The organism is Blautia faecis, assembly GCF_020554845.1.
Taxonomy (GTDB): Bacteria; Bacillota; Clostridia; order Lachnospirales; family Lachnospiraceae; genus Blautia_A; species Blautia_A faecis.
Window position 1 is genome coordinate 31,165 of record NZ_JAJCIA010000035.1, and the last position, 11,546, is coordinate 42,710.

General features: G+C 45.7%; 11 protein-coding genes. 10 read left to right on the forward strand and 1 reads right to left on the reverse strand.

The window, feature by feature from the left end:
* The first annotated feature begins 112 nt into the window (after nucleotides 1–112).
* From LIZ66_RS14805 to rsmH, 4 genes are all read left to right on the forward strand, one after another.
* Nucleotides 113–934: a purine-nucleoside phosphorylase gene (locus LIZ66_RS14805; RefSeq protein WP_173770319.1), complete on the forward strand. Its 822-nt coding sequence runs from the start codon at nucleotides 113–115 to the stop codon at nucleotides 932–934.
* Nucleotides 935–1,010: 76 nt separating this feature from the next.
* Entirely contained in the window at nucleotides 1,011–1,931 is a 921-nt protein-coding gene (locus LIZ66_RS14810) for a carbohydrate kinase family protein (RefSeq protein WP_173719029.1), read from the forward strand.
* 9 nt (nucleotides 1,932–1,940) lie between these two features.
* The gene (gene udk, locus LIZ66_RS14815; protein ID WP_173716872.1) at nucleotides 1,941–2,564 is read left to right on the forward strand and encodes a uridine kinase; all 624 of its coding nucleotides are present in this window, start codon (nucleotides 1,941–1,943) and stop codon (nucleotides 2,562–2,564) included.
* Nucleotides 2,565–2,725: 161 nt separating this feature from the next.
* Nucleotides 2,726–3,823 (forward strand): 16S rRNA (cytosine(1402)-N(4))-methyltransferase RsmH, encoded by a 1,098-nt coding sequence (rsmH, locus tag LIZ66_RS14820; RefSeq protein ID WP_173716871.1) that lies wholly within the window; start codon nucleotides 2,726–2,728, stop codon nucleotides 3,821–3,823.
* 160 nt (nucleotides 3,824–3,983) lie between these two features.
* Here rsmH and LIZ66_RS14825 read toward each other — a convergent pair whose 3' ends face one another.
* Entirely contained in the window at nucleotides 3,984–5,753 is a 1,770-nt protein-coding gene (locus LIZ66_RS14825) for an outer membrane protein assembly factor BamB family protein (RefSeq protein WP_227200961.1), read from the reverse strand.
* Between the two features lie 185 nt (nucleotides 5,754–5,938).
* Here LIZ66_RS14825 and rfbD point away from each other — a divergent pair, with 185 nt between their 5' ends.
* The 6 genes from rfbD (at nucleotide 5,939) to LIZ66_RS14855 (ending at nucleotide 11,451) form a co-directional block, all read left to right on the forward strand.
* Complete coding sequence (gene rfbD, locus LIZ66_RS14830; RefSeq protein ID WP_118578604.1) at nucleotides 5,939–6,787, forward strand: dTDP-4-dehydrorhamnose reductase; 849 nt, start codon at nucleotides 5,939–5,941, stop codon at nucleotides 6,785–6,787.
* 1 nt (nucleotide 6,788) lies between these two features.
* Nucleotides 6,789–8,084 carry a dicarboxylate/amino acid:cation symporter gene (locus LIZ66_RS14835; RefSeq protein WP_227200962.1) on the forward strand — a complete coding sequence of 432 codons (1,296 nt, stop codon included), beginning with the start codon at nucleotides 6,789–6,791 and terminating at the stop codon, nucleotides 8,082–8,084.
* Nucleotides 8,085–8,272: 188 nt separating this feature from the next.
* Nucleotides 8,273–8,644 (forward strand): GntR family transcriptional regulator, encoded by a 372-nt coding sequence (locus LIZ66_RS14840; protein ID WP_148462294.1) that lies wholly within the window; start codon nucleotides 8,273–8,275, stop codon nucleotides 8,642–8,644.
* 5 nt (nucleotides 8,645–8,649) lie between these two features.
* Nucleotides 8,650–9,498, forward strand: coding sequence for an ATP-binding cassette domain-containing protein (locus tag LIZ66_RS14845; protein WP_148462445.1), 849 nt, complete (start codon nucleotides 8,650–8,652; stop codon nucleotides 9,496–9,498).
* Nucleotides 9,495–10,163 carry an ABC-2 transporter permease gene (locus LIZ66_RS14850; protein WP_148462292.1) on the forward strand — a complete coding sequence of 223 codons (669 nt, stop codon included), beginning with the start codon at nucleotides 9,495–9,497 and terminating at the stop codon, nucleotides 10,161–10,163. Before LIZ66_RS14845 ends, LIZ66_RS14850 begins: the two co-directional genes overlap by 4 nt.
* A 7-nt stretch (nucleotides 10,164–10,170) precedes the next feature.
* The gene (locus tag LIZ66_RS14855) at nucleotides 10,171–11,451 is read left to right on the forward strand and encodes a DUF362 domain-containing protein (RefSeq protein ID WP_227200963.1); all 1,281 of its coding nucleotides are present in this window, start codon (nucleotides 10,171–10,173) and stop codon (nucleotides 11,449–11,451) included.
* Nucleotides 11,452–11,546: the final 95 nt, after the last annotated feature.

Sequence of the window (11,546 nt, forward strand, 5' to 3'; positions counted from 1 at the left end):
ACAAGACTATAGCAAAACGCATGGTATTGAAGGCTTTCTGTTTATATGAAAATAATGTTATAAGCTGTCCTGGCGATAAGCCGGATAGCTGCAGATAAAGGAGAAGGTGTACATGAGCGATTTATATCAGAAATTAGAGACTTGCCTTGCAAGTGTTAGAAAAAAGACAGATTTTAAACCGGAAGTGGCGCTGATCCTGGGATCCGGCCTTGGAGATTATGCAGATGAGATCCAGATCGAAACCACCATTGACTATACAGAGATTGAGGGCTTTCCAACCTCCACAGTTGCAGGTCACAAAGGCAGATTTGTATTTGGATATGTGAAAAATGTGCCGGTTGTGATCATGCAGGGAAGAGTGCATTACTATGAAGGCTATCCAATGACGGATGTAGTTCTTCCCACCAGATTGATGGGCATGATGGGGGCGAAGAAGCTGTTTCTTACAAATGCAGCCGGTGGAGTGAATCCGAATTTTAAACCAGGTGATTTTATGATGATCACCGATCACATTACCACAGGAATCCCGAGTCCGCTGATCGGACCGAACATTGAGGAACTGGGAAGCAGATTTCCGGATATGAGTGAGGTATACAGCAGACGATTGCGAGAGGTGATCCGTGCCAGTGCAGAAAAATGCGGTATAGATCTCCAGGAGGGCGTATATGTGCAGTTTACAGGTCCTGCCTATGAAACTCCGGCTGAAGTGAGAATGGCAGCTATATGGGGCGGTGACGCAGTTGGAATGAGCACTGCATGTGAAGCAATGGCAGCCCGTCATATGGGAATTGAAGTGTGCGGAATTTCCTGTATCACCAACATGGCAGCTGGCATTTCGAAGCAGGAGCTGAACCACAAGGAGGTTCAGGAGACTGCAGACAGAGTGGCGAAATCTTTTAAAAAGCTGGTGACGGAAATCATAGCCGGTATGTAGCCGCAAGGAAGTGCGGGTTTCATAAGAGGCAGCGCAAACCAAAAGATATAACGTAACAAAGGAGAAAAGTTATAATATGGGAATTGTTGTAATCGGTGATGTTTTTATCGATGTGAAAGGTTATTCCACAGCACCATTTATTCCTGGAGGAAGAAATGCCGGTGTGATCCAGCAGATCCATGGCGGTGTAGGAAGAAATGTAGTGGAAGATATTGCCAATATAGAGTTGAAACCAACCTTTGTCAGTCTGGTAGATGACGACGCTATGGGGGATGATGTGATCCGCAAACTGGAGCGTCATAAAGTAGATACCAGATATATGCGTAAGGTAAAAAACGGCATGGGAACCTGGCTGGCTGTCTTTGACCAGGACGGAGATGTGGTGGCATCTATTTCCAAACGTCCGGACCATCGTCCGATAGAGCAGATCCTGGATGAACACGGAGATGAAATTTTCCAGGATGCGGACAGCGTTGTGATCGAGATTGATATTGACAAGGAAATTGTGAAGAAGACCTTTCACTATGCAGAGAAATACGGCAAAAAAGTATACGCTCTTGTATCGAATATGACCATTGCAATCGAAAGACGTGACTTCTTAAGGCGGACAGCCTGCTTTGTATGCAACCAGCAGGAAGCGGGCATCCTGTTTTCGGAGGATTACGGTGGCCTGAAGCCTGAAGAGATGGCCCGGTGTCTGGCAAAAAGAATCCAGTCCGCCCATATTCCAAAGATGGTGGTTACCATGGGAAGTGATGGTGCAGCTTATGCAGATCAGGAAGGAAACTGGGGCGTTTATCCAGCTATGAAGGTAGATGTGGTTGACACCACAGGCGCGGGAGATGCCTTTTTTGCAGGTGTGTGCGTAGGCCTTACCTATGGAAAAACAATGAGAGAGGCATGTGCCATTGGTACCCGTCTTTCCTCAACTGTAATTTGTACCTCAGAGAACATTTGTCCGAGATTTATGCCGGAAGAATTTGATCTTGACAGGTAGGAGAAGAATATGGAAAGTCTTATTATAGGAATTGCCGGCGGCTCCGGCTCCGGTAAATCTACTTTTACAAACAGAATTAAAAAGCGTTTTGGAGATGACGTAGTAGTCCTTTATCACGACAATTATTACCGCAGACAGGATGGAATCCCTTTTGAGCAGCGTGTGACTGTGAATTACGACCATCCGGATTCCCTGGAGACAGAGCTTCTGGTGGAGCATCTGAAGCTTCTGAGGCAGGGGAAGGCTATTGACTGTCCGGTTTACGATTATTCCCAACATAACCGTTCCGACAAGATCCTTCATATCACCCCAAGTCCGGTGATCCTTGTGGAGGGAATCCTTCTTCTGGCAGATCCCAGAGTGCGTGAGCTCCTTGATATTAAGGTCTATGTGGAAGCTGACGCCGATGAGCGTATCCTCCGCCGGATTTCCCGTGATGTGGAAGAGCGGGGAAGAGACTTGAATGGAATCATTAAACAGTACTTAAATACAGTGAAACCCATGCATTACCTTTATGTAGAGCCCACGCGTTCCAAGGCTGATATTGTGATCAACAGCGGAAAGAATGACGTGGCGTTTGATCTGTTTGTTTCGAAAATCAGTATGGAATTGGAAAAACGAAAGCAAGGGTAATTACAGAAGATGTTTGCTGTAGGCTGTAAACATTGATGTGATGATGCGGCAGAATTAGCAAATGAAAGTTGCTGTTTACGAATTGGGTGAGAATCCCGGCATAAAGAATTTTTCTGCGAAATTGGTAGATGGCAACAGATAAAAAGATACAGGAGATCAGAATGTCACAGGAAAAAGAGAACAGACAGCATGAGAATGCGCAGAGTGTGCAGGAGGGGCAGCAGCCTCATAAGCGCAGAGTGCGCTACAAAGGCAGATACCCGAAGAAATTTGAGGAGAAATATAAAGAACTTCAGCCGGAGAAATACCAGGATACCATTCAGCATGTAATGCAAAAAGGGAATACCCCGGCAGGCATGCATATTTCTATTATGGTAAAAGAGATTATTGATTTTCTGGAGATCAAACCAGGACAGATTGGCTTTGATGCCACACTGGGCTACGGTGGCCATACAAAGGCCATGCTTCAGTGCCTGCAGGGACAGGGGCATATGTATGCCACTGACGTAGACCATGAAGAAGCAGCCAAGACAAAGAAAAGACTGGAAGATCTTGGCTTTGGGGAGGATATTCTGACCATTAAACTTCAGAATTTCTGTACCATTGATGAGATTGCCAAAGAAGTAGGAGGTTTTGATTTCCTTCTTGCTGATCTCGGCGTGTCCTCCATGCAGATCGATAATCCCAAGAGAGGTTTTTCCTTCAAAGCAGACGGACCTCTGGATCTGCGCCTGAATCAGGAAGCCGGGATCAGTGCGGCAGAGCGCCTGGAACATATTACCCGGGATGAGCTTGCTGGAATGCTTTATGAGAATTCAGACGAGCCATACTGTGAAGAGCTTGCCAAGGCGATCACAGATGAGATCCGCAAAGGAAACCACATGGATACCACCACAAAGCTTCGTCAGGTCATTGAGAAAACTCTGGATTTCCTTCCGGAAAAAGAGAAGAAGGAGACCATCAAAAAGACCTGCCAGCGTACCTTCCAGGCCCTTCGGATTGATGTGAACCGGGAGTTTGAGGTTCTGTATGAGTTTATGGAGAAGCTGCCGGGAGCACTGAAGCCCGGAGGAAGAGCAGCAATCCTTACGTTCCATTCAGGAGAGGATAAGCTGGTGAAGAAAGCACTGAAGGCTGGATACAAGGAGGGAATTTATTCCGATTATTCCAAAGATGTGATCCGTCCGTCAGCCCAGGAATGTGCCCAGAATGGACGCGCACGGTCTACGAAAATGCGCTGGGCGATTAAATCGGAGTAAACGCGATAAATACGCTGCGCGAGTTTGGCTCGCCTATCAAGTAAATGAGACAAAGCACGCTCTGCGAGTTTTATTCGTTATCGCGTCAGTCACCAAGGTTTTTCGTGCAGGCACGAACTTTGGCTCGCCTATCGCATAAATAAAATGGGGAGGAACCGCATCACTGCAGTTCCATCCCCCATATTTTACAATCTCTGGTTCCCACAACCATATAACTTTGATATACAGCAGGAGATGCTTCGATGACTCCCTCACTGATCTGGTGGCAGTCAAGAACATCTCCTGTTTTTCCATCCAGAAGATAAATATGTCCTGTGCTGTTGCAGTAGAGAACCTTTCCGCTGCCATCCGGATTGTATACACATATAGGTGAAGACCAGGCATAGGCAGATTCATGTTCCCAGTTTACTTTCCCGGTATTTTTATCAATGCATGCAAGTACACCTTGTGCCTGTCCGCCGGTTCTGGCAACTGTCACATAAATGTTATCCGACAATTCTTCTTTTCCAACAGCGATGGTAGACTGTACACCGCCTGAAACACTGTCCTCGGAGGAACAGTCGTAAGAGGTCTGCCAGATGATCTCTCCTGTTTCCGCATCAATTTTCCAGACAGGAACCTCTGCAGTGGTGCTGCTTCGCCAGCCCAGGCGGAAAGAGGTGCTGACATACAGGTAAAGGTGTCCGTCCTCCACAGACAAAACGGGAGTAGAGTTGGAGTCATCCAGAATATCCTGAACCCATACAAGCTGCAGGGTATTCAGATCCAGGCACATTAGATTGCCGCCGTTATCTGCAATAAAAAGATAACCGTCATAGATGGCTGCGCTGTCCTCCATGCCAAGCCAGTAGGAACCTACGCTGGTACGTGTTCCGTAGTAGCGCCATTTCACAATATGATCCGGATTGACGGACAAGGTGCCTGCTTCCGGGTCATAACTGGTATTCAGCTTGATCAGATAAAGAATTCCGTTCTCTCCTGGATAGATCAGGGTATCTGTGGCAGCATCCACAAGAGCAGAGGAATCAAAGTAGCTTAAATTTCCGCGAAGGGAAAATTCATCATTATTTCCAAAGGTATACATCACACTGCAGTCCAGAAGATTCACAACAAAGACCCTGGCAGTGCCTTCATTGCTGTCATAACCTGCGCCCACATACATAATTGGATAACCTCTGGGATCAAGTGCACCTGCCCCTTTGAAGGTGAAACCAAGGTAAAGGGGATCTCTGGTAGCCTCGCCGGTTTCCAGATCCAGGAAATATACATAGCCGTCCATGCAGGCATAGATCACTTCCACAAGATCGTCTTTTTCCTTTGCCCAGTCGTACATATTCATGGACTTCTTTACTTCTTGGGACCATTTTTCCATAAGAGGCTGTCCGGTCCAGCCGCTTCCGGACCAGGTGGCATCTCCGTAAGTAATAGAGCCGGTTTTTGCTGTCCAGAGATCCTGGATTTTTCCATTTTTGATCTGTGTATTGCCATAGGCTGCAGTGTCACGGAAATTGTTTCCGCGGAAGGTGACGATTCCATCCACATCTGTGTAGCTGATCCCGGCATCGAAGGAGTGGGGATCTGTGGAGGTATAATCCGAAGTATTGGCAAGTATCTGCCCGTCCACCTCAATGTCTGTGGTTTCTATGTATAAAGATGGTCTGGTGGAATCTACGGATTTAGGAGAAAATTCTGCCGGTCTTGCCATTGCGGCCTTTACAGCGGCAAGAGAGTTGGAGTCATTCATGTCCAGACCGCTGGCTTCCTCAACCATGGAAACTGTATTTACATTTTCCCGTATCCTTTTTACGAGGAAAACTCCTCCCAGTATAATTACTGCTGCAATGATCAGGATCCCTTCTGTAAGAAGAAGTCTTCGGAAGAAATATTTTTGCTGCAGCTGCTTTTTTCGTTTCCCTACTTTTCTTTTCATATTCTGAATCCTTCCCTGTTCATTTGGCAAAAATTATACAAGGTATGACTGGGAAATTCAAGATGTCAAGAGCTGTTTTGGAAATTCAATTTTCAGATTGGGAAAAAGGGCGCAATCTTTTTTCTTGACAGTGTATGGCCTGGCTTGTTAAAATATTATTTATCGTATGAAAAGGAGGAGAAAACATGCTGAAAGTATGGATCGTAGGATCTGAAGGCCAGATTGGCGAGGCAATTAATGAAGTGCTGGATCCGTTGGAAATTGAAGTTTTGAATACAGACAAAAATGCGCTTGATATTACAGAAACAGACGAAGTTCTTCATTTTGGAGAGATCAACCGTCCGGATGTGATCATCAACTGTGCTGCGATCACAGATGTAGAACTTTGCGAGAAGCAGCCGGAGGAAGCATTTCGTGTAAACGCTTTAGGCGCCCGCAACTTAAGCCTTGTAGCAAGAAAAACAGGGGCAAAGATGGTGCAGCTTTCCACAGACGACGTTTTTGACGGTCTGGCACAGAAGCCGTACACGGAGTTTGACAATACAAACCCTAAGACTGTTTACGGAAAATCCAAGTGCGCCGGGGAGAATTATGTGAAGGAGTTTACCCACAAGCACTTTATCATCCGAAGCAACTGGGTCTTTGGAAAGGGAAATAACTTTGTAAACCGTGTTCTGGAGGCCGCAGATCAGGGCAGAGCTCTTGCTGTAGCTGAGGATCAGTATGGTTCCCCCACAAGTGCCAAAGATCTGGCAAGAATTATCCTGCATCTGATCCGCACCAATGAGTACGGAACCTATCATGCAACCTGTCAGGGTGTTTGCAATCGTTATGAATTTGCAAAGGAGATACTTCGCCTTGCAGGCAAAGAGGAGCAGCTGAATCCGGTACCTACCCCGCAGTCTGATCTTTCTTCTGCCAGACCTGCATATGCAGTTCTAGACAATTTTATCCTTCGCATTATCGATGTATATGAGATGCCTGGCTGGAAGGATTCTCTGGAAGAATTTATGAAAGAAAAACGGGAGGGCTAAGATGAGCGCGAAGAAAGAAAAGAATGTAAAAGAGAAAAAGAAGATCAGCTTAACCAGTATGATCTTTATTGCGCTGATCGCCGGAGCAATCACAGGAATGGTTCTCCATTACCTGGTGCCGGATAGCAGTGTGAAGAATGATGTGATTGTTGAAGGAGTGCTGTACGTTCTTGGGCAGGGCTTTATCCGCCTTATGAAAATGCTGGTAGTACCACTTGTTTTCTGCTCACTGGTATGTGGAAGTATGGCTATCGGTGATACTAAGAAGCTGGGAAATGTAGGTGGAAAAACACTTGCATTTTATCTGGTTACAACAGCGGTGGCAGTTGCAGTTGCCCTTGGAATCGGAACTCTTTTGAGACCGGGAATTGGTCTTGATATGAGTAAGATCCAGGTAAATGCTTCCGATATTGAGACTATGGAGTCTACCTCTCTGGTTCAGACTATTCTCAATATCATTCCGGATAACCCCATCAAGTCCCTGGCAAGTGCGGAAATGCTTCAGATCATAGTGTTTGCTTTGATCATTGGTGTGATCCTGGCAAAGCTTGGGGAGCGTGCGGAGACCGTTTCCAACTTTATCAGCCAGTTTAATGATATTATGATGGAAATGACCATGATGGTTATGAGTCTGGCTCCTATTGGTGTATTCAGTCTGATCGCAAGAACCTTTGCAACCATTGGTTTCAGCGCATTTGTGCCTCTGGCAAAATATATGATTGCAGTTCTGATCGCTTTGGCAATCCAGTGTTTTGGTGTATACCAGATTTTGCTGAAGCTGTTCACGGGCCTGAATCCAGTAAAGTTTATCCGAAAGTTTTTCCCGGTTATGGCCTTTGCCTTTTCCACTGCAACCTCCAATGCGACTATTCCGCTTTCTATTGATACGCTGTACAAGAAGATGGGTGTTTCCAAGAAGATTTCTTCTTTTACCATTCCTCTTGGTGCGACTATCAACATGGATGGTACTTCCATTATGCAGGGAGTTGCGGTTATGTTCGCTGCCCAGGCTTTTGGAATCCAGCTGACTCCTATGGATTATATTACAGTAATCGGAACAGCCACACTGGCTTCCATTGGTACCGCAGGTATTCCAAGTGTTGGACTTGTTACTTTGACTATGGTATTTAATTCTGTTGGTCTTCCAGTTGAGGCAATCGGTATTATCATGGGTATTGACCGTATTCTGGATATGGCGAGAACAGCGGTTAATATTACAGGTGATGCTGTTTGTACGACCATTGTGGCTTGCCAGAATGGGGCTGTGGATAAAGAAGTGTTTAATAAAGCTGAATAAAAATATTGGCGTGTATATGTGAGTTTAGACTCAGGTATGCACGTCTTTTTTTGACTAACTGTCCGCAACACATTGCCCCTCCCAGGCTGATTGTTCAAAGTAACTAGGAATTAATTAAAAATAAACAGCATATAACACTTGACAACAGTATAATACTGTTATATGCTGTTTGCATAAGGAGGAGTCACATGAAGATCATAATTAATCACTCGTCGATGCAGCCAATTTATGAGCAGATCACAGATCAGATCAAGGCGATGATCATTGACGGGACGTTAACGGAAGAGGAAATGCTTCCCTCTGTGAGAACTTTGGCGAAGGAGCTGAAGATTAGTGCTCTTACGGTGAAGAAGGCGTATGACTTTCTGGAGGAAGAGGGGTTCGTGGTTACGGTGCATGGGAAAGGCAGCTTTATTGCCAAGAATAACCAGGGACTTCTTATGGAAGAGCGGAAGCGGGAGATTGAGACAGAACTGGAGGAAGTGATCCGGAAAGCGAGGATCAGCGGATTGTCTGAGGAAGAAATCCGGGAACTGTTTGAGCTTATTATGGAGGAGTAGATATGCTGCTGAGTTTGAAGAATTTGCAGAAGAATTATCCTGGATTTTCCCTGGATGTAAGTATGGAAATAGAAGAAGGACAGATCACCGGTCTGATCGGAGCCAATGGAGCAGGGAAGTCTACTACCTTTAAGGTTATTCTGGGGCTGATTCATCCTGATGCAGGAGAGATTCGTCTGTTTAATAAGGATATGGAGCAGATTTCCCAAAAAGAGAAAGCGGATATAGGCGCGACACTTTCTGACAGCGGTTTTTCCAATTGTTTGACCGTGAAACAGATTGTGCATATTCTGACAGAGACTTATGAGAAATTTGACCGGGAGATGTTTGAGAAGCGGTGCAGCCTGTTTTCCATCCCCATGGATAAGAAACTGAAAGAGTTTTCCACAGGAATGAAAGCAAAGTTAAAAGTGCTGACAGCCACCAGCTTTGATGCCAGGCTTCTTGTTCTGGATGAGCCTACAGCCGGTCTGGACGTGATTGCCAGGGATAGCATTCTGGAACTCCTTCGGGAATATATGGAGACGGAAGGAAGAAGTATTCTGATCAGCTCCCACATTTCCTCAGATCTGGAGAGCCTGTGTGATGATATCTATATGATTGATAAGGGACGGATCGTGCTTCATGAGAATACAGATGTGCTGCTGGATGAATATGGTCTTATCAAGGCTGACGAGAAGCAATATGAATTGCTTGATAAGCAGCATATTCTCAAGGTGAAGAAGGAGCAATACGGCTACAGCTGTCTCACAGATGAGCGTGCATTTTATGTGGAGAACTACCCGCAGCTTGTAATAGAACGTGGGTCTGTGGACAAGGTTATTACCATGATGATCAAGGGGGAAGTATTATGAAAGGTATGTTTGTAAAAGACATGGAAATTATGAGGGGAAACATGAAAACGTTCATTGGCGTATATATTATAGCCATTTTCTGTTTCCTTAGTACTTCCGCAGGTCCTTCTTTTCTAATCAGTTATGTGTCTGTTCTGGCTGCTGTTATGGCACTGAATACCATAGCAAGTGATGATATGGATAATGGTATGCCTTATATTTTTACTTTTCCTATCAGCAGGAAAGAATATGTGAAGGAGAAGTATCTGCTGGGTGCAGGGATGGTCACGGTATTGTGGGCTGTTGCTGTTGCAATTGCAATTGGCGTAAATGCTTCTGGATATCGTATGGTGTCCTGGGAAGAACTGATCGCTTCTGCAGCTGCCGGTCTTTTTCTTGCTGTTTTCGCAAATGCGGTTGTGTTTCCGGTACAGTTGAAATATGGAAGCTCTACAGGAAGGCTGGTGCTGCTTGTTCTTGTATTTGGCATCATGGCTGTAGGATGGATTGGCGTAGAACTATGCCAGAAAATGAAAGTGGATTTTTCAGGTCTGAAAAATCTGGGCCTGCGCATTTGGAACCTTGGAATCCCAGTCTGTCTGGCGATGCTGTTTGTTCTTATGTTGCTAATGGTTCTGATTTCCTGTACAATATCCATAAAGATTATGGAGAAAAAGGAGTACTGATCCTGGAATGAAGAAGAATCAGATTTTTATAAAATGCGGAACTGAATATAAGGAGATGACGAAAGAGCTGCTGGAGGCGTGTGATCTGGCAGGAGAGATAGAGAAGAAGTTTGTGAAATACGGATTGAAGGCGCTTTCAGAAAATTCCGAGGCAGGTTTACAGCAGAATAGTGAGAAGGTTATAACAGAAGCGAAGTTTGAAACAAAGAGCAGTCTTATTGACAACTCTGAAGCAGAAGTGGACTGTTTTTATCCTTCGGATTCTGTGGAAAAACAGAATTCAGAATTTGGTTTGTACAATATGCGGATCGGCATCAAGCCAAACCTGGTCGCTCCCATGGAAGCCTACTGGGGCGGCACCACTCACCCGGAGGTAGTCGCCGGAATCGTAGAATATCTTCAGGAAAAAGGGTTTTCCGATCTGGTGATCATGGAAGGTTCCTGGGTAGGAGATAAGACCTCCGAATCCTACGAAGTCTGTGGTTTCAAGTCCCTCTGTGAAAAATATAACGTTCCGTTCCTTGACATGCAAAAGGAAAAGGGTGCGCCTGTACAATGTGGCGATATGACCTTAAACATCTGCAAAAGTGTCCTTGACCTGGACTTCCTCATTAATGTTCCGGTACTAAAAGGTCACTGTCAGACCAAAATCACCTGTGCATTGAAGAACATGAAAGGTCTTCTCCCTAATTCTGAGAAGCGTCGTTTCCACGCATTAGGTCTTCATGACCCCATTGCCCACCTGGGCCTTGCTATCCACCAGGATTTCATCGTGGTAGACAATATTTGCGGAGATCTGGATTTCGAGGATGGCGGAAATCCTGTAGAGATGAATCGCGTTCTGGCAGCTGTGGATCCGGTTCTTATGGATGCCTATGTCTGCGACATGATGTACTACCAGGTAGAAGAGGTTCCCTATATCACAAAGGCTGCCGCCCTTGGTGTTGGCTGCGCCGACATCCGCCAGGTAGAAATCCGTGCCCTTGATGGCAACCCCGGCGCTCCTGTTCCCAAGTCCCGGAAAGTGGTAGAGCTTGCCGACGCTGTAGAAGAAGTAGAATCCTGCAGCGCCTGCTACGGCAACCTGATCCCTGCCCTTGACCGCCTGAAGCAAGAAGGCCTCCTTTCAAACCTGACCACCCGAATCTCCATCGGTCAAGGCTACCGAAACCAGGAAGGCACCCTGGGAATCGGCCACTGCACCCGCCACTTCACCCACCACCTGGAAGGATGTCCGCCAACTGAAGAAGAGATTTATGAGTTCCTGAAAATTTATTTAGGACGCTAAGAAAGTTGCTATTTAATTGATTAAAAGTTCTTCAATGCGAACGCATTTGGACAATGTGTATTACTCACTCGCCGGCGCAACGCTCCAGCGAACTA